The sequence below is a fragment of the Chryseobacterium limigenitum genome (assembly GCF_900114875.1).
GTDB lineage: Bacteria > Bacteroidota > Bacteroidia > Flavobacteriales > Weeksellaceae > Chryseobacterium > Chryseobacterium limigenitum.
The window spans coordinates 1-24445 of the sequence record NZ_FPKW01000033.1 but is presented as its reverse complement, the minus strand read 5'-3'; the positions used below and the strand labels follow the sequence as shown (position 1 = coordinate 24445).

Below are 24445 nucleotides of genomic sequence, written 5' to 3'. Positions count from 1 at the left end.
CGCGTTTTCAGTGGGGCAAAAGTACTACATTACCCCCTACTCTTCCAAATCAATTTAACATAATGTTTACACAAAGTTTATATTGTGGAAAAGTTATATCCGTAAATTATTGATATAATTTATCTTATGGGGCTACCCACAGTTATCCACAGTATTCGATTATCTTTTTGAGAAGTGTCAGAATAGGTGTTTTCAACGGTGGAAAGGTGTTTGAAGGGTGATTTCTTGGATAATTAGATATACTATATATAAGGTATGCTCTAATAAACCTCATAGTTTTTCAAAACCTATGAGGTTTCAATGTGAAGGATGAAGGCTATGTTTGAGGGATACTTTTTTATTTACCACAGATTGACACTGATTTTAGAATATAGAGTTTGAGCGTGAGAGAGTTGGAGGGTATGAGGCTTTAGCTTTTCTAGGTTGTTTGGGGGTTGTTGAAAGGAAGGTATAAAAAAAAGAATCTGGATTGATAAACTGTCAATGTCTGAGAAAGAATTCTATTACGAGAAGAAGCAATAAGAATACCTGCTACCCTAGCCCGGATTGAAGTGGCATCCTTTTTGGGGGCGGCCGAAGCGAAGCGCAGGACGGCCCCAAAAAGATACAGCGCAAAGCCGGATGAAGCTCCTGAAAAGTTTTGAGTGGCAGAGTCTGAGAGTTTTGGTAGGTTGGAGAGGGTGAGAGTTGGAGGGTTTGGAGGGTTGGGGTATTGAGATTGCTTCGTCGCTTCGCTCCTCGCAATGACGGCCGGGAAAATAAAAAAGCAGAGTTTAATGACTCTGCTTTTCTTTATTATATATGGTACTTAGAAATTCTGCGTAAGATTTTTCTAGGCCTATGATATCGCCGGATTTTAAATTTAATCCTCCTACTCCTGTTTCGTCGGATTTTATTTTTGTGGCGGAGATTTGAAAATACTGGTTTTCTTCTTCTGCCTTAGGTTGCAGTTTTATTGTAGAGCCTAATAGTTTCTTCGTAGAAATTGCATAAACTTCTCCCGGTACGGTCTTTATTATTATATATGATCTTGGAGACAGGAGGTAGTCTGTTTTATTTATGCTGATTTTTTGATCTTTATCTGATGAAGCAAATAAATAGATATTCCCTTTTTGGTTTAAAAATTTCTCTTTTGGAATATAATATAGAGCAAGCTTATAATTGGAAGGATTAAAAGCCTGTGGTGAACCATCAATATTTTCAAATGGTTTTAACGAAAAAGCGTTGGCTCCAATTTCTTTGGCTTTCTTATATATTAAAGAAAAAACTCCAGCGTAGTCTTTTGAAAATCCCTGAACTTCTACTTCCCCCAACAGTTCGGCCTGTTTTACTTCTTCGCTTATTCTGTATAAAAATTTATCCGTGTTATCATGTGTTTTTTCAACCTTGGTTAAATAAACATTCTGAGCACTGAAAAACTGAACAAAAAAAACAAAAATGATAATTCCTAAATTCTTCATGTATCTATTATATTATTGTGAAAGGATTTCAACGCATTCTTCCAGACTATTTTCCCAATGTTTTGATTCTATTTTATAAGTCTCTTCAATTTTGTCTAAACACATTGTACTTCTTTTGGGACGTTTTGCAGGAGTTGGATACTGTTCGGTTGTTAATGCATTTAATTTTACTGAAGATTTCGAAAATTCAGCGATCTTTTTAGCAAACTCAAACCAATTTGTTTCCGGGTAGTTTGAAAAATGATAAACACCGAAAGTTTTCGTTGGAGCCTCAATAATTTTCATGATCGCTTCTGCCAAATCATTTGCATTTGTGGGCTGACCGTATTGATCTGCAACAATCCCGAGTTCATCTTTTTGTGAAAATAGGTTCAACATAGTTTTCACAAAGTTTTTATTGAACTCTGAGTATAGCCAAGATGTTCTTAAAATAATTGTTTTAGGATTAATTTCTAAAGCCAATTCTTCACCTTTTAATTTTGATTCTCCATATACGCCGATCGGATTGGTAAAATCGTCTTCAGAATAATCAAGATTTGTTTCTCCATCAAAAACGTAATCTGTAGAAATATGAATTAAAATCGTTTTATTATCAAGACAAGCCTGGGCAAGATGTGCTACACCGTCTGCATTTACAGCAAAAGCTTTTTCACTTTCTTTTTCGGCAAGATCTACCGCCGTGTATGCTGATGCATTGATACAGAAATCAGGTTTTTCATTATTAAAAAATGTGCTTACCTGAGTTTCATCTGTAATATCCAGGGTTTGTGAGTCTGTGAAAACAAATTCATAATCCAATTCAAAATCGGGAGCAATTTTTCTTATGCAATTTCCCAATTGACCGTTGCTTCCTATTACTATTATTTTTTTCATTTACTATGAATTTTTCGCGTTTTGTGATCTTAAAAATTTAACTCTCGCCTGGAACTCTTTCTGGTCTAAATCTACGTAGAATTTATGAAATGTGTCTTTGATATCTTCCGGGTGAACTTCTGACTTTCTGGTTTTCATGTTAAAATAAATTATCGTAACCCATAAAACTGCATGAACTGTTTTCTCGTCCAAGCTTTTCATTAAGATCTCTATTTTTGCAGTTCTGTCCTTTATCTCGATTGTTTTGCTGCTGATCACAACCTGTATATTGTATCTTACTTCTTTTAAATATGCTATTTCGTTTTGAATCGCTATCCAAGTACAGCCAGTTTTTTTAGTGTATTCTTCATAAGTAAAACCATAGAATGTCTCTACATGATCTTCTCTTGCATTGAACATATAATCCAGATATTTTACGTTATTTAAATGCCCGATCGGATCACAATCACTAAATCTAACTTTAACCGTAGTTGATACTTCTTTTTCCATTTGGCAAAAATAAAAAAACCACCTCTAAAAGAGATGGTTAGTTTTATAAATCTTTGTTAATTTGTTACAATTAAAGACCTAATTCTTTTTTTACAGCCGGAGTTGCATCAACACCTGCTTTGTAAACAAACGCAGAAGAGTTAGCATCCATCACGTAATCATAACCGTTAGCTTTAGATACTTTAGTTACAACATCGTTTAATCTCTTTTCAATTGGCTCATAAGCTGCATCTCTTTTAGCAACGAAATCCTTTTGAGCTTTATCTTGCATTTGATTGATCTCGTCATTCATTTTAGACAATTCAGCTTCTCTTGCTTTGTTTTCCTCAGCAGTTTTCTTAGGAGCTTCTTCAGTATATTGCTTTAATTTAGCTTGTCCAGCGTCAGCTTTCTTTTTGATTTCAGCTTGTTTAGCATCTAAGAAAGTTTTTAAGTCTGCATCTGCTTTTTTCTTTTCAGGCATTGCTTCAAGAACACCCATAACATCTAAAGTAGCAATTTTTTGAGCTTTTGCCATACCTACAGATACAACCATCATTACTGCTGCAAATAATACACTTAATTTTTTCATAATTGGTAAATAAATAATTTAATTTGTTTTTAGATTTTAAATATAGGTAAAAGTTAATTATGATAATTACTTTTTACCTTTCGTAGTTGTTTTTTCCTTTTTATCAGATCCTGACGAACCTTTTAATAAGACATCCAATACTTTGTCTGTATAGTCGAATCTTTTTTGAAGGAAAATAACATTAACGTTATTGGCTTTATCAAGAACTATGCCCAAGCCATTCTTCTCAGACATGGTTTTGATGGCATTCCAGATCTGATCCTGGAACGGCAGAACCAAACTTGTTCTTAGTTTAGTGATCTCACCATTAGCTCCAAACCTTAAACTTGTAGTAGTTTTGATGTTTTTATCTAGATCCATCACCTCTTTTTCTCTAAGCTTCAACTGGTCTCCAACTAATAATACTTTTTCGTTCTCAAAAGCTGATCTTTTCTTTTCAAACTCAGACTGTAAAGTCTGAAGCTCTGATTGCCAAGTATCAATTTGTGAATTTAATCTGGCTTCCGCTTCTTTATATTGAGGTAATTTATCCAAAATATATTCTGTATCTACTACGCCTACTTTCTGAGCATTGCTCAATCCGAAAAGCAGGAATAATACAAATGTGAAAGCTAATTTAAAATTTTTCATATTGCGAATTATAATGATTGGTTCATCAAGAAGTGTGTCTTCCATCCTGAAGGTTCAGTTCCAAGAACTGTTTTATCAAATCCGTAAGCAAAATCAAATCCGATCAAACCAAATGCACCCATGTAAACTCTTACCCCAACACCAACTGATCTTTTTAATTGGAATGGATTATAATTACCCCATGAGTTCCAAACGTTACCACCTTCAGCAAATGTTAGTGCATAAATCTTAGCAGTCTGGCTCATTGAGATAGGATATCTTAGCTCTAAAGTAAATCTGTTATAGATCGTACCTCCTCCTTTCTGAGTAATATCTTCTGATGTTCCACCGTAAGTAGAAGCATTTTCGTAACCTCTTAAAGGAATTAATTCTCTACCATCATATCTACCTCCGAAAAGCCCTGTTCCTCCTACATAGAATCTCTCAAATGGCGGAGCTCCCAATTCTTTGTTGTATCCGTCCATGAATCCCATTTCAGCAGAAGATCTTAAAACCAGTTTTCCGGCAATTTCGTTATAAACGTCAGCTTTGAACTTGATTTTATAGAATTCCATCCACTTATACTTTTCAGTAGGACTCATTGTTGAGTAGTCTTTATTGCTAAACAATGAATATGGTGCCGTGAATTTTCCGGAAAGCTCAATATTAGAACCCGTTGTCGGGAAAATTGGGTCAATACCCGCAGAGTTTCTGCTTAACCCGATATTAAGACTTAAGTTATTTGCCGTTCCATAATATTCAGTAGTATCACCGAATTCGAATGGATAGTTACTAAAGTCATATTTCTGATACTGAATACCTGTGTATAATGAGAAGTAATCATCCGGCCACTTCAATAGTCTGTTTAGACCTACTGAAGCAGAGAATATATTTAACTTCTGAGCATTACCATAGGCATCAGAATATTTTACTCTTGAAGTATTCAAACTTACAGAAAGTGCAGTTGGCCTTGTTCCGAATAACCAAGGTTCTGTGAAAGAGACCCCGTAATTTTGGAAATACTGCCCTGCCTGTGCCTGAATAGATAATGTTTGACCGTCACCCTGAGGAACTGGTCTAAAGTCCTTAAATTTAAGGAAGTTCTTCAACGAGAAGTTGTTGAACGTTAATCCCAACGTTCCGATAAAGCTGTTACCACCGTAACCTGCCTGTAACTGAACCTGTGAAGAACCTTTCTCAACTAATTTCCAATTGATGTCTACTGTATTGTCCTGTTGATTTGGCTGAATGTCCTGCCCTACTTGCTGTGGATCAAAGAATGACATTCCCGCTAAATCGAAGTATGTCCTTTTAATATCACTTTTAGCAAAAAGACTTCCCGGCTTTGTTCTTAAAGCACGTAGAATAACGTGGTCATGCGTTGTTACGTTACCTTGCCAAGTTACTTTATTCCAAGTTGCTTTTTCACCTTCATTGATACGGATCTCAAGATTAATCTTATCTCCGTCTACAGATTTTTCAACAGGTGTAACGTTAGAGAAAAGGTATCCGTTATTCATGTAAACTGACTTGATATCAGAATCATCTTCTTTACCTCCGTCTTCTCCAACCTTTTTGTTGAATCCTACTGCATCGTAAATATCTCCTTTCTTATATCCTAAAAGTCTCTGTAAATAATCTGTAGGATATACTGTATTCCCGGTAAATGTAATATCACCGATGTAATACTGTTTACCTTCTTTAAGCTTAACGTTTATTTCGTAATCATTCTTCTTATTTCTCCAAACAGAATCAGACACGATAGCTGCATCTCTATATCCCAAAGAGTTATAATAACTGATTAGGCTTTGCTTATCTTCCTGATATTTCTCTTCAATGAATTTTGAAGGTTTCAGGATACCTCCAATACTAAATCTTTTTTGTTTAGTTTCTTTGAAGGCTTTGTTTCTAAGTTTGGAATCCGTCACAGTTTCATTTCCTTCGAATTCAATGTGATTGATCTTTACTTTCTTGCCTTTGTCTACATTAATAGTCCAGTCTACCAAAGCAGGATCGTTCGCATTTACTTTATCCTCGATTGTGATCTTAGCATCTGCAAATCCTTTTTTGATGTAATCTTTAGGAATATTTGTTTTAAGGCTTGAAACTAGATTTTGGGTAATTTTCGTTCCCGGCTTCAGATTGTTGTCTTTTGCCAGTTTTTCGTTTTTAGATTTCCCAATTCCTTTACCCTTAAATTTCACTTCTCCAAGTTCTTTTAAGTCCTGTAAATAGAATTTCAAAACTACAGTTTCGCCTTCAATACTTTGTACATAGACCTCTACTTCCGAAAAAGATTGAGTATCCCAAAGCTTTTTGATAGCATTGCTGATTTTTTGCCCGGGGATATCTACATTTTCTCCTTTCGACAATCCTGTAAATCTTAAGATCTGTGCAGGTGTGTATTTTTTAACCCCATCTACAACGATGTCTTTAAGCATGTAAGAGCCAATTTGGCTGTCTGCATGCACAGGATTATTCACTTTGGTGCTGTCCTGTGGCGTTACCTGTCCATAAAAATGTGCAGAAGCAACAAACATAATGATGGGTAATAGTCTAAACTTCATTTTATCGTAGTCTTTCTTTTCTTAAATTTTACTGAATCTTTATTTGTTCACCAGTTAGGCCGTATCTTCTTTCTTTGCTCTGATAATCTACAATACACTGAAAGAAAATATCTTTAGAAAAATCCGGCCACAGAACATTTAAAAACTGTAGTTCTGCATAGGCGATCTGCCAGAGGAGGAAATTACTTATTCTAGTTTCGCCACTTGTTCTTATTAATAAGTCTACAGGTGGGAAATCTTTAGTATAGAGATAGTTTTCGAATAATTTTTCATCAATATTTTCAACATCTACCTTACCTTCCTTTACATCAGCACTAATATTCTTAACGGCATTCAGTATCTCATTTTGCGAGCCATAGCTTATGGCCAATACCAAATTACCTTTTGTGTTTTCTTTTGTAAGCTCTACCACGCGAAGTAACTGATCCTTCACGAGTGACGGCAATTTTTCCAAATTACCAATAACATGCATTCTTAACCCTTTAGTGAAAATTTCTTCTGCTTCCAGCAAAAGCGTTTCTACAAGTAAACTCATCAAAGTATTTACTTCTTCTGTAGGACGTTTCCAGTTTTCCGAAGAAAACGTGTAGAGCGTTAAGTATGGGATGTTTATCTCATTACATGCATTAATAGCATTTCTTACAGCATCAATGGCATTTTTATGACCAAAGGTCCTTTCTTCGCCTCGAGATTTAGCCCATCTTCCATTACCATCCATAATGATAGCAACGTGTTGTGGTAAATTCTCAGAATCTATTTTATCTTTAATCAACGACATAATTAATTAATCACAATAACATGGTGGTCTTCCGAAAGAATAAGTAAGACCTAAGCTTACTGTATTCATCCAATCTTTAGACTTTAAATCTCCAATATTTCTTTCACCAATAAGTTTCGCCTCTCTTTCTTTAGATACCACATAATAAGCACCTGTCTGAAGTAGAGATCCGCCTGTAGCAGGGCTTAAAATATCACCATTATAAGTACTAGTAACATCTTTATCCAGGATCTTACTATGATCCAACTGATCTGTTAATGTATATCTAAATGTAGCTTCTGCAAATATTGCCCAGCTATAGTTAAACTTATATTTCAAACCTACTCCAAAAGGAATATGCATTGTTGTTTTTTTACCCGTAGTATATACAGGTGTAGTGGTAAAATCCAGCTCATTAACAGGAGCCTGTGCTACTCCATCTGCATCTCTTCTGAAGTCATTTACCATTGTTGCCTTTGGTGCATCAAACATTAAAGCACCAACCCCTCCAAAAATATATGGGCTCAGCATACCTTTCTGCTCATTGTTTACCGGGAAGAAATTGTATTCGAACATTAAACTTGCCTCGTAAACATTATTTTTTCCTCCTGCATTTCTATTCTTTCTATATTCTTCTTTAGCCGCTTTATCACTGAACTGGATCTGGTTATATCCTAGATCTAGTCTAACAGTTTGGTGTGGGTTAAAATTAAACCTGTATAAAATACCTCCATAAAATGGGATGCCCCAATCCGACGCCTTATTTAAATCCAACGGCTTTTGTAAAATATAATTCGTTCTTCCTATATCACCAACTAGGTTACTCATCCCTAGACGAACCCCCAATTCGTTTCTTTGAGCTTTAATACTTACCACAGTTCCCAAAACGGCAAGGAAGCTAAATAATAATTTTTTATTCATAAAAGAATATGGATTTATGGTTATTTTAAAATTTAATTTTTGCAAATATAAAACATTTTTATATTAATGATAATCTTAATGTTTAGTTAAAAATAAACAAAAAAACATAATTTGTTATAAAGTAAACGACAAAGTAGCAAAAATATTCTTTTTTTAATAGATTTAAAATTCCTGAATACATAATAAACCCCCATTAAATGAGGGTTTAAAAACACTATTTTTTATTAAAGATCGTTCTGACCCTGTTTCTTATTCTTATCAACAATGGCTCTTTATAATTTTTATCTTCATCGAAATATCCGTAACCGTAGCCATATCCATAGCCATAACCGTAGCCATAACCTTGTTTTGCATCGTAATCGTTATAAACCAGACCTAAATGCTCAATCTCATTGTTATGATATTTCTCAGTAATCATCTTCAACATATACTTTTCTGTGTATTCGTGACGAACAACATAGATGTTGGCATCTGAATATTTCATCAATTCGTAAGAATCTGCAACCAAACCTACCGGCGGAGAGTCAATGATGATGAAATCGTAAATATTTTTAAGCTCTTCAAGAAACTTAATATTTTTATCACTCATTAAAAGTTCCGAAGGATTTGGAGGAATTGGCCCCGAAGTAGCAACATCAAGATTGGGAATATTTGTTTTATTTATAATCTGATCTATCCCAACTTCTCCCGTAAGATAATTGGAAATCCCGTATTTATTATCGATTTTAAAATCTCCAAAGATCTTTGGTTTTCTTAAATCCATTCCCAAAAGGATCGTTTTCTTATCACTTAGTCCTAAAACGGAAGCCAAATTGATTGAAACGTAAGTTTTACCCTCCCCTCCAATAGATGACGTAACCAATATTATTTTGCTTTTACCATTTTCTACTGATAAGAACCTCATATTTGCTCTTATTCCTCTAAAAGATTCAGAGACAGAAGATTTAGGCTGCTCAAGAACAGTAAGCATATTTTCATTACTATTATTCCCAATAACTCCAAGCAATGGAATTCTTGTGGCATTCAATAATTCTTTAATATTTCTAATCCTGTTGTCGAGAACAGTACCTATCAAAATAAACAGCAATGGCAGAACTAATAAGCCTCCCATAATTGTAACCTTAGTTCCTTCTACATTAGGGCCAATTGGACCTTGACCAACATTTTTGGCAGGGTCAATAACCGTAATGTCAGACTGGTTGGTTGCCATTCTCATTTGGGTTTCATTTTGTCTTCCTAATAAGCTGTTATAAGTTGCTTCGATCATATTATAACCTCTCTCAGCATCCAGATATCTTCTTTGTTTCTCAGGGTAAGTAAGCAAATCTGAATTTGCATCCGAAACCTGTTGATTAATTTTATTAATCTCTGTATAATATCCTGTATAGTAATTCTTTAAAGAATTAGTAGAACTTAATTTAGCATCATTAATCAGCCTGTTAATTTCCAGCATTGGTTCAGAATTTGGCTTATAAATAGAAGCCATTTCTCTTCTTTTAAGATAAAGAGCCTTCAATTCTGATACAGAAGCTGAAAAAAGACCATCCTCAAAACCAGCAGCATTCGTGCTGATCATTTTATCAAAATTCTGAGTTTCCAGCGTACGTCTTATCGTGCTAAGAGAACTTAATTTACTTTCTAAATCTGCTTTTTTAGCTTCAAGATCTTTTATTTTTCCTAGAGATTTTTCGTCTCTGTCTTTGATATCATATAATTTTTCTGACGTTTTTAAATAATTTAAAACAGCTGCACTAGAATCTAATTTTTTTCTTATTTCATTAAGATTTCCTTGTAGATAAGACTCTGTATTTTTATCAACCGTATTTTTGTCAACCAGTCTTTTTTTCTGTAATTCTGCCACAGATTTGTTTAGAAAACTTACGGTACTGTTAAGATTATAACCTGTTTTACCGATAATCATAATACTGTTGATCTCTTTATCAAAATCTACTTTTATCGTGGAAACAATATCATTAACTGCCTGATTAACTGAGGTTAAATTAACAATAATTTTATCTAACGTAATTTTATTTTTTACAGGATTTTGAACCAGTTTAAATCTCAAATTCGGTGATGTGTACCATTCTCCAACTTTTATGACTTTATTAGCGGGTCTCCCATATCCGTTAATACTTTGGAAGCCTTCACTTTCATAATTATATAGGCTTGTAGACTGCCCCTCTTCAGGTAAAACAACCTCATAGGTGTTATTAGCCTTTGGCATTAAAGTAATAGGGTAATTGATCTGCTGAGCGTGCTTTTTATCTATCTGTAAAAAAACCGGCGAATCATCTTTATCCAAAAAGGTAGATTTTATAGCTCCTTTTGTAGTATAATTAACAAAAAGGTCTAACTCTTTCACAAGAAACTCATTATGAGATCTTGATAAAAGCATTTTTTTCAAATAGATACCATCCTGATTTCCGGTTTGTGCCCAAATAAAGTTTATAGATTGGTTCGGGGTAAAATAATTGGATGTACTATTAGAAACACTTAATGATAAATTGGAAGAATAAACATTTTGAGCATAATATTTACTATAGACCCATGAGACCACATAGCCAATAAGCAGCATAAATACAAACCAATACCAATTCTTTAATATCCTTCTTAAAAAATGTTCTATATCAAATAATGAGAAAGAACCGTATTTTTCCTTTTGAGAATCATTTTTCTCTACAGTAGTGTCTTTTCCTGGAATCATGCTAAAGGTTTTTTAGAAGTAGATAAATTGACAATGCTGTAGTAATTACAGAAACTCCAGTCGTTAAAGTCTGTACAGGATCTTTTCCAAATCCGTTCAAGCTCTTCGCTCTTGTATTAAGATAAATCTCATCACCATTCTGAACATAATAGTAAGGTGAATTCATAATATCTTCACGGGTAAGATCTATTTTGGCAACCTTAATTCCTTCCGGCAATTTTCTGTGAATCACAATGTTTTTTCTGTCGATAGTCCTGTTCATTCCGCCATTAATAGCTAGAGCTTCAGTTATTGTAAGTATATTTTTATGAACTACTTTTTCTCCTGTAAGACCTGTTGTTTCAACATCTCCCAGAATATAGTAAGTAATTCCGTTGGTATTCAATCTAACCTCAGATTTTCCTTCCTGGAAATTCTCATTTACTTTATCCTGAATTTCTTTCGTTAGATCTTCAACAGTTCTTCCCTCTGCTTTAATATATCCTATACCAAAGATGTTGATATCACCATTGGAATCAACTTTCAAACCATTAAAATAAAAACTTATATTTCCTCCAGGACCACTTCCTCCTCCAGATGCTCCGCCACTTGGCACAGCCTGGGCACCATTTGTACCACTGGCATTTAAAGAAGAGTAAAATTGTGCTGCATCACCTTTGGGAGTAGTTACAATATTAAGGTTTAACATATCGTTTTTAGTGATTCTGTAAACGGGAACATTATACGGAATCAGACCTTCTTCGTTTATTACGAGGCTTTCACTAGGCTGCATGTATCTTACATCTTTTGTAGTAACACATGATGTAAGCAAAAAGGGCAATAGCAAAAGGAATAAATATTTAAAATTCTTCATCATATTTTCAAGTTGTTTGCAAAAATAAAGATTTAATTGTTACTTTTTATTATTTCTTAAAACATATATAAAATCAGGTAAATAAGCTCCCAAAAAGCCTAAGCCCAAAATGATTAATAGTAATAAATTTATATTGGTGTGTCTTAAATAATACGCAACGGTTACAATAAAAAGATAATATACAATAATATAAAAAGTTGCCCTCCTGTGGGTAAGATCAAGTTTTAACAATTTATGGTGTATATGATTTTTATCTGCATCAAAAGGGGATTTTTTGTTCGCAAGTCGGATGACAATTACGTTCAGGGTATCTACAATGGGAAGGATTAATATCGCAACTGCAATTACAGGAGCAGACTGTAAATGATATCTTGGTACATTCGGAAGATCCTTATCTATAAAAATATCTATAAAACAAATAGCAGTAAACGCAAGTAAGAATCCCAATAACATGGAACCAGTGTCTCCCATAAAGATTTTAGTGGTTCTGTAATTTGATAAATTATAATACAAAAATGCCAAAACAGCCCCAATAATTACACCGGCAAGAACAACCAATGGATAATTATATTCTCCTAATCGATAATAACTTACACCGAAAAGCAAACAGCATATAACAGAATAACCGCCCGCTAAACCATCTATACCATCTATCAGGTTAAAAGCATTAATAAGGATTATAAAAGTAATAATACTGAATAAAATACTCACGAAATAACTAAGCTGATAAACGCCGCATATCCCGAACAAGCTTCTTATTCGGATATCGGAGCCTATAACAATCAATGCCGAAACAACGATCTGAGCAACTAGCTTTTTATACGCTCTCATCACCACAATATCATCCATTACCCCGATATATAAAAGAATAACCAGCGATGCAAATAGAAATTTATAGAGATCAAAAAGCTCATACGCAAAGATAGAAGTACATATTCCTATTGAATAGAAAATAGCAATTCCTCCTAAATTCGGGATCTTTCTCATGTGAGAACTTCTAACGCCGGGTTCATCCATCAAGTTCTTCCTTCTGGAGATCTTGATAATGGTGGGTACTGAAAAATAGGTGATTAAAAAAGAGAACAAAAAACCTAACCCTATCTTCACGTAGAAAATAGAAATTCCGGTTTCGGTTAAGAACAATTCAAAATTCTTCATTTTTTTTTCTAATCAAGTACATGTGTTTCCTTATAACTTTTAGAGAAGCTTTTATATTGGGATTTATAAAAGATTTCTTCCAATCGAAACAATCGTACTAACATTTGTGTTTACATTAATTTTTTTATCAATTTTTTCTGTCCCGCAAAAAATAAGAGATAAAAAATCTTTTTTTTCAGTGGCAAAGATAAAAGATAATTTTTATCAAAACGACTATAGTTTAATATATCTTTTATTTTTATATCCCTTTCTTTCATGAAAATCTCTAATTTATTGGCCATATCGTAAAAAACATCATTATTTTTCACAAAAGCGAGATACGCTAAAAACGAATAAACTCCTTCAAAAATCTGAAAGTTTTTTAATTCTTTCTCCTTTTCAGCGTATTGAGATTTCTTAAAAACAGCTTCAACATCTTCCACTGCTTTCAAAATATCCAGTCCTTTTTCTGTGTGAGTTTTTGTAATTGAATCTGTGCGTTCCAGATATTGATAATGGAAGTTTTGAGTCTGAGCAACATTTTTGCACGCTAATAAAAGCTGCGGAATAAGCTGAATATCTTCAAAATGAACCCCCTTTTTAAATCTTTTCTGATCAAAAAGTTCTTTTTTGAATAATTTATTACATGCAAAATAACTTAGATCCGAAAAAACCGAAAAATTGTTTTCAAGATCAATATTTTCCGGCATGTTCGGAATTTGCGTCAATTTTTGAGTCACATTTCCGTGCTGATCCACTTTTTGAATATTGCAGATCACCATTTTAGACTGATGTTTTTCTGCTAGATTCAGCATTTCTTCGAACATGGTTTCCGTAACGTAATCGTCACTGTCTACGAAACCTATGTAATCGCCCACAGCTCTATCAATTCCAAAATTTCGGGCATCGCTCAGTCCTCCGTTTTCTTTGGAGAAAGATTTTATTTTTTCGGGATATTTTTCAGCGTATTGTTGAATAATTTTCTCAGAATTGTCTTTACTTCCGTCATTTACAACCAAAACCTCAATGTTTTGAAGCGTTTGATTAACTAAAGAATCAAGGCATTTTGCCAGGTAATTTTCGACATTATAAACGGGAACAATTATGGAAACTTTTTGGGGAACAAGTTTTATCATACCTTATATTTTCGTCAGTCTTGCATTCAGCCAGCCTTTTTTGGCTTCATCAAAATCTTTTCTCGAGCACGGAATACAGTTTTCTATATTTTCATCATCACCAAAATACCACAAATTACTGAAAGTATCCCGTTTGAAAGCATATTGCCTGTCATCAATCAAAACATAGAAAATTTCGTAATGTCTCTCTTTTGGATGTGACTGCTGTATATTGATTCCTTCTATCAGGTACCAGATCATTTGTGCTAGAAGCTGATGGTTTAATTGATTTTCAGAGTAAATGTTATAATTAAAAATTCCGACTGATTTCAGATTTTCGCTCAAGCCGATTTCCTTCATGTAGGCACAAATTTCTCTTCGGTTCAGCCCATTCACCTGCGGATTCATCGAAAAAGGTTCACCGAAACTTTCAATCGCGTCACAATTTACCGTCACAAGATCTGTTTTTCTGAAAAAAGGTTCTGTTTTTTCGGTAGAATTCATCATTTCGGCTAAACGAATAATATCAAACTCTACTTCTTTGATCAATCTTACAGAATCAACTTCATTTAAATGTTTTTGATATCCTAAATGGTGATAGTTTTTAATTGAAAAATCCTTAGTCCCGAACATTTTACTTAAAAAAGTATGCTCATTAATATTTTCACCCTGTTTTAGGGAAATAACATTGCTGATCTGCGTATAATTAATATTTTTCTTATGAAAATTTAAAGCTGAGAAAAGCGAAAATGCAAAATCATTTGAACCTCCGATAATTACCGGAATCGCCCTTTTATAATGACATGCAGATAAAACCTCCTGCAAAATATAATGAGAATCCTGAACAGATTTCCCGGAAACCAAATCACCCAAATCTACCAACGGAATCTCAAAATCAAGTTGAGAAAGTTTATAGAATTCCTTTCTTATGGCCGTAAAATCCTGCACTTCTGCATCACCGTTCGAACCTCTATAATCTGAAATGAACAAAAGAACAATACTGTCTTCCTTTATATCTTTCGTGATCCTATTGCCGATCTGCCAGCTTTCGGTTTTGAAATTTCTTGGTGAAATGATAAAATCTTCAAAATTCATTTATATAATTATATCTAAATTATTTTTCACAAACATACAAAAAACCTCATCAATTTGGTATTGTATCATACTTTTTGTGCATAAAAAAAGCCTTTAACAACTAATGTTAACGGCTGTGTAGTATTTGTGTATTAGTTTTTTAATATTGCCTTTTTTATCGAGAGTACTTTTTCAAATAAAAAATATCAAGCTTGTCAAATTTTAAAATTTCAAAAATAAAAGTCGTAGACGTTTCGAATTTCCCACCTTGCGTTGCGCCGACCAAAAATTTAGGTGTCTTTCCATCTTTATCGAATAAAATCATTGGTCGTTCCAATCTTCCGAATCGGTTCAAATTTTTCGGAGGAGTAGGTTCCTGAATGTAATGTTTCATATCAAGATAAGCAATTTCCGGTTTCGTCCAATGAAGTCCGTCTTTTGTGGTTAAATGTAAACCATATTCGTGATTATAAAATCCCATATCTCGGGCTACCATGTGAAATTTTCCGTCTTGTTTCCAGACAAAAGCATCTTCCAATTGAGCATTGTTGGGCAACGATGAGAAATCAATGACCGGATTTTCGGATACTTTTTTGTAAGGCCCCATTGGAGAATCCGCTTTTGCCAATCCATATTTTCGGTTTCCTCGGACGGGGCCTTTCTGAGTTTCATATTCTTTGGTGTTCCAGGATTTATAAAACAGCCAATATTTGCCGTCGTTTCCTTTTACAAAAGCAGGATTTGTGGTACAATGATCGTCCCAAGAACCTTCTTTTCCGGGAAGAAGTAGAGGTTGTTCTGGTCTGATCCAATCTCCATCAAGTGTTTTTGAAGTCGCCAACCCAATTCTTTTTGTATTTGTTTTTCCATTGGAATTTCCCATGAAAAATAAATAATATTGATTATCTACCTTCTTAATTAAAGGATTATGACAGGTTGTTGCATCCCAAAATTCGCCACCTCTCGGAGTTAAAATAACTTGTTTGTGTTGAAATTCGCCAAAAGGAGAATCTGCTTCTGCACGACAAATTTCAGAACCATTGAGCCAACCGCCCATTCCTTTTTCTTTTTTCCAGCGAGAGTAGAAAAGATGAACTTTTCCGTCTTCACCCCAAATCGGAGAACTGCACCAAATGTAGTAGCCTTCCAACGAAAATTGTCGCCCGATTGGTTTTAAATTAAAATAAGGCTTTTCTTCCGAAGATGATAAACTTTTAAATGAAGCACCAAAAAATACCGCCGCAAGCCCTAAAGCTGAAATTTGTAAAAAATCTTTTCGGGTAAAGTTATTAGGTGTGCTCATATCATATGATTTTCAACTAATGTAGAATAATCATTATAATCAAGTGTCCTGTGGTTTGGGGGTTGATTTAATGATTAATGAATCTTTTGGATTAGGAAAATGATTATATTTGATTGATTAAGTTTCGCTTATAAACAAGTTGTCTGCAATGCCACAATCACGAGCGAAAGACTTACTACAGTAATAAAGGACTAATAAACTAAAATGAAAACTATAAACAAATTCACTGTTTTAAAAAACAACTTAAGCACAAAACAATTTTGCAGGAATTTTCTTCTGATATTATTTCTTCTTAGTACTATTAATCATGTGTTGGCAATTCCTCCAAGCTTTACAACTAAGAATATAAAATTTCTGAGTGAAGGAGATTCGCTTGCGGGAACAATTTTTAAACCTGATCATATTTCTGCGGCTGTTGTAATTGTTCATGGATCCGGACAGGAAAAAAGGATGACCGAATTTGCAACACTGTTAGCTAAAAACGGTATTGCTGTTTTGACTTATGACAAGCGTGGTGTAGGAGAATCTGCCGGTGTATATGCCGGACCTGAAGTAGGAACTAATAATGTAGATTCTTCAAATCTTAATCTTTTATCTCTGGATACGAGTGCTGCGGTGAGTATATTGTCTACATATTTATCAAACAATCAAATACCGATAGGTTTAATTGGTGGAAGCCAAGCCGGATGGATCATTCCACTGGCTGCAGAGAAAAACAAGAAAGTCAAATTTATGACTATATTTAGTGGAGCATTGATAACGGTAAAAGAACAACTTAGGTTTCAGTTTTATACAAACGGAAATTCAAATTTTTGGGATACCCATACAGAAGAAGATGCACGTAAACACACCATGACTGATCCCGATAAATACGAGTTTACAGACACAGATCCTATGAATGTTCTTTCCAAATTATCAATTCCGGGAATATGGATTTTTGGAGGTAAAGATATTCAGGTACCCGTGAATCTATCCATTGAACATCTGAATACATTAAAGTCTAAGGGCAAACGCTACGAATATAAATTATTTCCAGCATTAGGACATAATACTGCATTTTCAGAAAATGAAGAGCCTATGAAAGAGGCTATTGAATGGATGAAAAATGTGAAAAACAAATAACCCCGATTTTCAACTTGTAACTTTATTTCAATGAACAAATTTAAATACTTCTCTCAATTCGATATCGCAGATTAAAAAACAAATCCCTTTTGAAGTCATCAAAAGGGATTTATATTTAAGTTTAAAACTATTATTTTTTTGCTGCCGGTTTTTTCGCAACAGTTTTCTTCGCTGTTGTCGTCTTTTTCGCGGCTGTAGTTTTTGTAGTGGCATTCTTCGCAGCAGGTTTTTTCTTTTCAGCAAACGCTTTAGGATCCTGATCTGTGATCCATTTTTTAACCTCATCTAACGAGATATCTTTCAGCTCATCAGCTTCATATTTGGTATCGTCACTTTTCTTCGGAATTTTGAACATTGCTTTCCCGAATTTTACGAATGGCCCCCATCTTCCGTTTTCAACAGAGATTTTCTCTTTTTCCCACTGTTGAATGTATCTGTTAGCTTCTTTCTCAAGTTTAGCATCAATTAATTCATTGATATCGCTTTGCGAAAGATTGTCGAAATCATATTTCTTAGGAACATTTACGAAAATACTTTTATATTTGATGAAAGGCCCGAATCTTCCCGTTCCTTTTGTCACACCCTCACCTTTATATGTTGCGATTGGCGCGTCTGCTATTTTCTTTTCTTTAATAATTTCTTCCGCTCTTTCCTGATTAACAGATAAAGGATCTTCACCTTTCGGGATACTGATGTAAGTTTCGCCCCATTTTACGTAAGGACCAAATCTACCAACACCCACTGAAACCGGCTGATCTTCGAAACTATTTAATTCAAAAGGTAACTTGAAAAGCTCCAAAGCTTCTTCGAAAGTAATAGTTGCGATGTTCTGACCCGTCATTAATGATGCAAAAGTCGGTTTTTCTTCATCTTCAGTTTCTCCGATCTGGATCATTGCTCCAAATCTTCCGATTCTTGCATGAACATTTTTGCCTGTCTTAGGATCAACTCCTAAAAGTCGGTCTCCGTTGGCACGGTCTGCATTTTCTTCAACATCTGCAATTCTAGGATGGAATTTAGAATAGAAATCGGTCATCATTTCTTTCCATTTCTGTCCACCGTTTGCAATTTCGTCAAAACTTTCTTCTACTCTTGCCGTGAAACCGTAATCTAAGATTTCCTTGAAGTTATCTGTCAGGAAATCACTTACAACTTCACCAATGTCTGTAGGAACGAATTTATTTTTATCCCCTCCGAATTTCTCGTCAAGGATTACTTTTTTAATTTTATCTTTTGCTAAAGAGATCTTTACCACTTCTCTGATTTGCGGCTCGATTTCTCTTTTATCAACATATTCACGATTCTGAATAGTCTGGATGGTCGGCGCATATGTTGACGGACGGCCAATTCCTAATTCTTCCAGCTTCTTGATTAATCCTGCTTCCGTATATCTGGCACTTGGTCTTGTATACTTTTCTGTAGCAGTGATTGTTTTGTAGTTTAAAACTTCACCAACAGTAACTTTCGGAAGTAATTTATCGTTGCTTTCATCATCATCATCTTCAGCCTTAACAATTCCGTAAGCTTTTAAGAAACCATCAAAAATGATAACCTCTCCCTGAGCTTCAAAATGCTGTGGTAATTTTGCGTTTCCGATTTCTATAACGGTCTTCTCAATTTTAGCATTTGCCATCTGAGAAGCTAATGTTCTTCTGTAAATTAATTGATATAATTTACTCAGTTGAGCATCACCAATACTTTTTACTGAAAAATCAGTCGGACGAATCGCCTCGTGAGCTTCCTGTGCAGAAGCAGATTTTGTTGTATAATTTCTTGGAGAAGAATATTCTGATCCGTATTCTGTTGTAATTTGTTTTTTAGCACCTTCAATAGCTTCCTGAGAAAGGTTTACTGAATCCGTTCTCATATAAGTAATGTAACCTTCTTCGTATAGTCGCTGTGCGATACGCATTGTGTTGGTTACGTTATATCCTAATCTTGAAGATGCTTCCTGCTGTAATGTAGAGGTTGTAAAAGGAGCAGATGCAGAACGTGTTCCCGGCTTGGTTTCAACATTCAGAACTTTAAATTCTGCTGTTCTTGCCTGCTCAAGGAATTTTTCAGCGTCTTCTTCTTTTTCGAAGTCTTTTTTAAGTTTAGCAGCGATCTCCTGCTCCGTATTATTTATGAAAATCCCATCTAGTTTGAAACTAGCTTTTGGCTTAAACAGACGAATTTCTTTTTCTCTTTCAACGATTAATCTTACGGCAACAGACTGAACTCTTCCTGCGGACAATCCAGGTTTAACTTTTTTCCAAAGCACCGGAGACATTTCAAAACCTACAATTCTGTCTAAAATTCTTCTTGCCTGCTGAGCATTTACCAAATTCTGGTCTATATCTCTTGGGTTTTCGATTGCTTTTAGAATAGCATTTTTAGTAATCTCGTGAAAAACGATTCTTTTTCTGTTTTCCGGTTTCAGTTTTAATTCATCTGCTAAATGCCATGCAATAGCCTCACCCTCGCGGTCCTCATCGGAAGCCAGCCAAACCATTTCGGCTTTCTTCACTGCGGATTTTAATTCTGTTACCAGTTTCTTTTTATCTGCCGAAACTTCATAATCCGGATTGAAGGTCTCAAGGTCGATACCCATCCCTTTTTTAGGTAAATCCCTAATGTGTCCAAAGCTGGATTTTACTTCGAAATCTTTCCCTAAATATTTCTGAATAGTTTTTGCTTTCGCCGGAGACTCTACAATTACTAAATTTTTCGACATTCTAAAATTTTTGCAAAAGTAAAGCTTTTTTATTATATACTTTTTGTTATCCAATTTTAATTTGGCAACCAACAGAATTTAATTAAGACTTAGTAAAAAGAATTTTGAGCAATAAATCCCTTTATTCATGGCAGTTTACTCTTACATAATGAAGAATAATCTTATTTAAAATAAAATGATATAGAATTTTTCATCAACCGTAATAGATGTAAAAAATATGGCATTTTAGCCCAAATAAAAAGGGAACGAAGAATCTACCTCCGCTCCCCTGACTATTATTTATTTAAATATTACTCTTTAAGAATTTTAACCACAATTTCAGAATTGTTGACTCTTACCAGATAAACTCCTGATGACAATGAAGAAACACGGGCTTCATCATTTATAAACTGTCCGGACTGTACCAGCTGACCAGACATATTATAGATCTGGTAGAAATATTTCCCGTTCTCCGCTGCATCAATATAAAGAACATCTTTAACCGGATTGGGGAATAATGTGATCTTGTTTTTTCTAACTTTTTCAACAACATCACTTTCTCCCAATGGAAGAGACGCCTTTGCAGCCGGTAATGAAGTGATCTGAAGTCCTGGAAGAGCGCCTTGCTCATTTCCATTGGCGTCATATTTTATTTTAACACAACGACAGCTCATTGCGAAATAGGGATCATTGTTATCATGAAAAACTGTCAGACGATTGGCTGAAGACGCAGCATCAAACAAGATATTAATAGGTCGGCCAATGTAATTTGAGTTCAATGCAGCCGTCCATATTCCCGGATATTGAAAATTAACAGTATTAAAAGTTCCCGCAGATGTTTGGTTGGCAATTACACTTCTAAAACCTCTGGAACCGGAGTTAGGATAATTCCCTATCCTATAAGCAGGATTATTAAAGGTATACCCAATTGTGCTTAACGAATTAGGATTTCTTACCCTTACACCCAAATAATCCGTAACTACACTGTATGCTGCTCCTACATTTTTATCTTTTTTATACCAAGGTGAGATCCCAAAATCCTGATTGGAATTAAATACATTGTTCATGATATCCGGAATTCTCCAACCTTCAGGACAAGGATCAAAAGGCGATTTTTTGCCACCTCTACCCCATCGGTCTGCAGCTAAATTAGGCTCGGCTGCAAGCCAGTCTGTGCCATTGGTATAAAGAGGCACTGCGCTATTATAAGGAGCAAAAGAACTCGGAATCATATATACCAGAGGATTTTTAACAGAATACAACAAAACCTTTGATACCTTATCTGAAACCTTATCTGTCGCTGTAACATTGGCATTCGCAGAATTAGTATAGGTATTATACGGAATAATATATGATCCCGACAAGTTATTATAAGTTGCACCAGGAAGCGATGTATAAGTTAGCGTTCCGCTAGCAGTATTAGCCCCTAAAAAGATACCGTAAGAAGTTCCGTTATCAGCATTCTGAAAAACAGGAAGCGGATCTTTTCTTCCCCATTGATAATGCAAACCTGCAGAAGCCCTAACCACTGCAAGCTCTGCGGCCGTCGGAGTAAGTGGGTTTACTGCAACCGGAAACGCCTCTGTAGCTCCCAAATTACGATCCATAAACTCGGTTTGAAGAACAGACCTGGCTTTAAGAACATAATTTACATAATTCGTAACATTGGCCATCGGAAGTTCGGTTGTATAATTATAGGATTGAAGAGGCGTATCCGTCACCCAAATATGCCAACTCCAATATACGGGATTGGCAATGCTTCCGTTATGCAAAGTTACCACGGCATTTCCGCTTTGATTAGGATTAATATCAACCAAAATTTTAGAAGCAGAAATAGACGAAATACTACCCGGAGAAGGATTAACCACTGTAAGCTTATTCACCAAATCGGAATTGGTAGTCCAAAGAACATTTGCCTTCAAATTATCAAAACTAGAAGGATTAAGAATCTCCGGATTATTTAAGAATTGACTTTGAACCGAAAAAGCTTTACTTACAGGAATTTCAATGGTAGAAATTTCAGTATTTTTAACGATCTGATAGGTATTAGGATTATTCAAACCTTCTCTGTATTCCTGTTCCTGCGCTATATATTCTGTAGGAAAATCATAACTGTTTACAAGATATAATGGATCTTTTATACATCTGCAACCGTTAGCATCTGAAGTTTGTGCGTACATTAAAGGCATATAAAGATATCTTCCTTTTACACCGGGAAGTCCGACATCAGGAATATCAGCCTGATCTTTATCCGGAATCATCCATAGCATTCTTGCACTTACAGAAGGGGAAGCGTCAAAATGCCTAGGCATCGTTGCTGTCCACAATCCCGTATGATGCTGATCGCTGTATTGCCCTGCATGGGCAAAACGAGTTAATTGTCCTGTACCAGGAAAAACACCCATATTATTACCCGCTACATTGGAAAGATCAAACCCATAATTAGAATACACTCTAAATCCTGTCATAAAACTTGGAACATTAGCATCAGTAGGCTTTATGACATGATATTTATTCGTTTCAAAAAGATCTTTTCCCATATTGGTTCTTACGCCAAAAGGAGAAAAATCAACCCTGATATTATCTGCATATGTTGTAGATCCAAGATTGGCAACCAGGACAGAAGGTATCCGCCATCCGTTCGGACATGGATCAAAGGATGATTTGTCTCTATAAGGCTTAGCACCGTCATCAATATTATAGTTAGTATTAATTTTACCCTGAGCATTATCCGACCATAAATTAAGCTCTCCAAGCCGGCTGTCTATCAGGCTTGCAGATTTTCCAAACCAGTTGATCGGCAGATTTGCGTTGTTATTGTAATATGCAGGTCCAGAATTATCACTTTTATTAATATAAATAAGACTTAAAGGATTTTTTATAGAAAGTTTGATATTATTGCTTACTTCAGCATTAGCCAGCAAAACATATTTAGTAAGATCATCGATTTTAATAGAATTGGTGAAATTTTTAGCCCCTCTATGTCTCACTCTTCCTATGGAACCGCTGGCTTCATAAAAATCATCTATTTTAGTTACCAATGGTGGTATAGGATCTTTTCTTCCCCATTGATAAAGCAATCCACCGCTTTTACTCCAATCATTACTGGTCATGGAATTACTGATGGCTCCTAAATTTCTATCCATCCATTTCCAATCGGAATCAGGAATTGATTCTACTGTACCATCACTCCGTTCACGCCTTATATTACCGAAACTTTTATAAGTCGACCCGTTCGTAGGGTCATCGGTAACCCAAATGTGCCAAGACCAGAAAATTTCACCATTCATTCTAAAAGCGATCACTGCATTTCCTTTTTTAGATTTATTAACGGGAACTTTTATTTTTGCAGCCACTCCAGAATCCAGAATTTCAAGAGAATAATCTGCTCCGGTTTTTATCAAGCCATGAACATCTTCCCATAATACATCAGCGGTAACTGTTCCTGCAGGAATGCCTGCTCCACCAATATATTTACCCTTTTCCCACATTACATAAGCCTTTTTTACAGGCACATATAAACCATCACTATTCTGGCCGGGATCAAAAATATAGCTGTTGGGAGCTTTTGTCCAATCCAGCGGAACAACAACAAATTTCATACGGGACTCACTTCCATTATTTGAATTAACAGATTCTCTATTAATAACATCCGCTTCTTTATTCATTTGTTGTTCTGAAACCTTAATTATTGTATCCGCTTTTTTCTGATACAACTCTTTTGAGTTTTGAGAGAACAAATAATCCTTTACACCTATATTATTTGCAGAATAGGTACTCACTGACAATAAACAAAATATTGCCGTTACATTCTTAATTGACTTTTTCATATTCTTAATTTTTGTGCTGTATTAAAAATACAACATTTAAGCAGACTAAACGCATTAAAATAATTAGATAAAATTAATTTTGCAATTATCTAAAAATCAATACATTACACTTGTGTAAATGAATTTTATTTCGTATATTTATCTGATAATCAGATGTTTATGAATAAAAACAAATTACTTACTTTTGCTAAAAGTATTAAAGATTTTAGATTGAATAGAAAAAAATTACATCCCGTCGAAAACATTGTTTTCATCACCATTTTGGCAGTGATTTGTAACGCCCAAGATTGGGAGGAAGTGGAGGATTTTGGAAACTCAAGGAAAGAGTTTTTCGCTAAATATTTAGACTTGAAAAATGGTGTTCC

At 34.8% G+C, this 24445-nt stretch carries 18 protein-coding genes; 2 read left to right on the top strand and 16 right to left on the bottom strand.

Features of this window, described 5'->3' with window-relative positions:
* Positions 1 to 773 precede the first annotated feature (773 nt).
* From BT156_RS20945 to BT156_RS20880, 14 genes are all read right to left on the bottom strand, one after another.
* Positions 774 to 1460 (bottom strand): hypothetical protein, encoded by a 687-nt coding sequence (locus BT156_RS20945; protein WP_072412870.1) that lies wholly within the window; start codon positions 1458 to 1460, stop codon positions 774 to 776.
* A 12-nt stretch (positions 1461 to 1472) separates the two neighbouring features.
* Positions 1473 to 2333 carry a dTDP-4-dehydrorhamnose reductase gene (rfbD, locus tag BT156_RS20940; RefSeq protein WP_072412869.1) on the bottom strand — a complete coding sequence of 287 codons (861 nt, stop codon included), beginning with the start codon at positions 2331 to 2333 and terminating at the stop codon, positions 1473 to 1475.
* 3 nt (positions 2334 to 2336) lie between these two features.
* A complete protein-coding gene (locus tag BT156_RS20935; protein WP_072412868.1) occupies positions 2337 to 2822 on the bottom strand; it encodes an acyl-CoA thioesterase in 486 nt (161 codons plus the stop codon).
* Positions 2823 to 2892: 70 nt separating this feature from the next.
* Positions 2893 to 3393: an OmpH/Skp family outer membrane protein gene (locus tag BT156_RS20930; RefSeq protein ID WP_072412867.1), complete on the bottom strand. Its 501-nt coding sequence runs from the start codon at positions 3391 to 3393 to the stop codon at positions 2893 to 2895.
* A 66-nt stretch (positions 3394 to 3459) separates the two neighbouring features.
* Positions 3460 to 4023 carry an OmpH/Skp family outer membrane protein gene (locus BT156_RS20925; protein WP_072412873.1) on the bottom strand — a complete coding sequence of 188 codons (564 nt, stop codon included), beginning with the start codon at positions 4021 to 4023 and terminating at the stop codon, positions 3460 to 3462.
* A gap of 8 nt (positions 4024 to 4031) precedes the next feature.
* Positions 4032 to 6569, bottom strand: coding sequence for an outer membrane protein assembly factor BamA (gene bamA, locus BT156_RS20920; protein WP_072412866.1), 2538 nt, complete (start codon positions 6567 to 6569; stop codon positions 4032 to 4034).
* Positions 6570 to 6597: 28 nt separating this feature from the next.
* A complete protein-coding gene (locus BT156_RS20915) occupies positions 6598 to 7347 on the bottom strand; it encodes an isoprenyl transferase (RefSeq protein ID WP_072412865.1) in 750 nt (249 codons plus the stop codon).
* A 6-nt stretch (positions 7348 to 7353) separates the two neighbouring features.
* On the bottom strand, positions 7354 to 8247 hold the full coding sequence (gene porG, locus BT156_RS20910; RefSeq protein ID WP_072412864.1) for a type IX secretion system protein PorG: 894 nt from the start codon (positions 8245 to 8247) through the stop codon (positions 7354 to 7356).
* A 214-nt stretch (positions 8248 to 8461) separates the two neighbouring features.
* Positions 8462 to 10951, bottom strand: coding sequence for an exopolysaccharide transport family protein (locus tag BT156_RS20905; protein ID WP_072412863.1), 2490 nt, complete (start codon positions 10949 to 10951; stop codon positions 8462 to 8464).
* Between the two features lies 1 nt (position 10952).
* The gene (locus BT156_RS20900; protein WP_072412862.1) at positions 10953 to 11807 is read right to left on the bottom strand and encodes a polysaccharide biosynthesis/export family protein; all 855 of its coding nucleotides are present in this window, start codon (positions 11805 to 11807) and stop codon (positions 10953 to 10955) included.
* Positions 11808 to 11843: 36 nt separating this feature from the next.
* The gene (locus BT156_RS20895) at positions 11844 to 12962 is read right to left on the bottom strand and encodes a glycosyltransferase family 4 protein (protein ID WP_072412861.1); all 1119 of its coding nucleotides are present in this window, start codon (positions 12960 to 12962) and stop codon (positions 11844 to 11846) included.
* 110 nt (positions 12963 to 13072) lie between these two features.
* Positions 13073 to 14077, bottom strand: coding sequence for a glycosyltransferase family 2 protein (locus BT156_RS20890; RefSeq protein ID WP_072412860.1), 1005 nt, complete (start codon positions 14075 to 14077; stop codon positions 13073 to 13075).
* A gap of 3 nt (positions 14078 to 14080) precedes the next feature.
* Positions 14081 to 15151: a formimidoylglutamase gene (locus BT156_RS20885; RefSeq protein WP_072412859.1), complete on the bottom strand. Its 1071-nt coding sequence runs from the start codon at positions 15149 to 15151 to the stop codon at positions 14081 to 14083.
* Between the two features lie 154 nt (positions 15152 to 15305).
* Entirely contained in the window at positions 15306 to 16433 is a 1128-nt protein-coding gene (locus tag BT156_RS20880; protein ID WP_072412858.1) for a glycoside hydrolase family protein, read from the bottom strand.
* A gap of 204 nt (positions 16434 to 16637) precedes the next feature.
* Between BT156_RS20880 and BT156_RS20875 the strand changes: the two genes are divergently transcribed.
* Positions 16638 to 17555, top strand: a complete 918-nt coding sequence (locus tag BT156_RS20875) for an alpha/beta hydrolase family protein (RefSeq protein ID WP_083582437.1) — start codon at positions 16638 to 16640, stop codon at positions 17553 to 17555.
* 130 nt (positions 17556 to 17685) lie between these two features.
* On the opposite strand, the gene topA is transcribed toward BT156_RS20875, so the two are convergent.
* Positions 17686 to 20271, bottom strand: coding sequence for a type I DNA topoisomerase (gene topA / locus BT156_RS20870; RefSeq protein WP_072412857.1), 2586 nt, complete (start codon positions 20269 to 20271; stop codon positions 17686 to 17688).
* Between the two features lie 290 nt (positions 20272 to 20561).
* Positions 20562 to 24080: a T9SS type A sorting domain-containing protein gene (locus BT156_RS20865; RefSeq protein WP_083582436.1), complete on the bottom strand. Its 3519-nt coding sequence runs from the start codon at positions 24078 to 24080 to the stop codon at positions 20562 to 20564.
* Positions 24081 to 24239: 159 nt separating this feature from the next.
* Here BT156_RS20865 and BT156_RS20860 point away from each other — a divergent pair.
* Positions 24240 to 24445 (top strand): transposase family protein (locus tag BT156_RS20860; RefSeq protein ID WP_170857356.1); only part of this gene is annotated, 206 nt, incomplete at its 3' end.

Bases quoted from the DNA above. Each gene is read 5' to 3' on its own strand.
- BT156_RS20895 (WP_072412861.1), bottom strand. From the start codon at position 12,962: ATGAAGAATTTTGAATTGTTCTTAACCGAAACCGGAATTTCTATTTTC.
- BT156_RS20925 (WP_072412873.1), bottom strand. From the start codon at position 4,023: ATGAAAAATTTTAAATTAGCTTTCACATTTGTATTATTCCTGCTTTTC.
- BT156_RS20915 (WP_072412865.1), bottom strand. From the start codon at position 7,347: ATGTCGTTGATTAAAGATAAAATAGATTCTGAGAATTTACCACAACAC.
- BT156_RS20885 (WP_072412859.1), bottom strand. From the start codon at position 15,151: ATGAATTTTGAAGATTTTATCATTTCACCAAGAAATTTCAAAACCGAA.
- BT156_RS20930 (WP_072412867.1), bottom strand. From the start codon at position 3,393: ATGAAAAAATTAAGTGTATTATTTGCAGCAGTAATGATGGTTGTATCT.
- porG (WP_072412864.1), bottom strand. From the start codon at position 8,247: ATGAATAAAAAATTATTATTTAGCTTCCTTGCCGTTTTGGGAACTGTG.
- BT156_RS20935 (WP_072412868.1), bottom strand. From the start codon at position 2,822: ATGGAAAAAGAAGTATCAACTACGGTTAAAGTTAGATTTAGTGATTGT.
- topA (WP_072412857.1), bottom strand. From the start codon at position 20,271: ATGTCGAAAAATTTAGTAATTGTAGAGTCTCCGGCGAAAGCAAAAACT.
- rfbD (WP_072412869.1), bottom strand. From the start codon at position 2,333: ATGAAAAAAATAATAGTAATAGGAAGCAACGGTCAATTGGGAAATTGC.
- BT156_RS20875 (WP_083582437.1), top strand. From the start codon at position 16,638: ATGAAAACTATAAACAAATTCACTGTTTTAAAAAACAACTTAAGCACA.
- BT156_RS20945 (WP_072412870.1), bottom strand. From the start codon at position 1,460: ATGAAGAATTTAGGAATTATCATTTTTGTTTTTTTTGTTCAGTTTTTC.
- BT156_RS20890 (WP_072412860.1), bottom strand. From the start codon at position 14,077: ATGATAAAACTTGTTCCCCAAAAAGTTTCCATAATTGTTCCCGTTTAT.
- BT156_RS20905 (WP_072412863.1), bottom strand. From the start codon at position 10,951: ATGATTCCAGGAAAAGACACTACTGTAGAGAAAAATGATTCTCAAAAG.
- BT156_RS20900 (WP_072412862.1), bottom strand. From the start codon at position 11,807: ATGATGAAGAATTTTAAATATTTATTCCTTTTGCTATTGCCCTTTTTG.
- BT156_RS20880 (WP_072412858.1), bottom strand. From the start codon at position 16,433: ATGAGCACACCTAATAACTTTACCCGAAAAGATTTTTTACAAATTTCA.
- bamA (WP_072412866.1), bottom strand. From the start codon at position 6,569: ATGAAGTTTAGACTATTACCCATCATTATGTTTGTTGCTTCTGCACAT.
- BT156_RS20865 (WP_083582436.1), bottom strand. From the start codon at position 24,080: ATGAAAAAGTCAATTAAGAATGTAACGGCAATATTTTGTTTATTGTCA.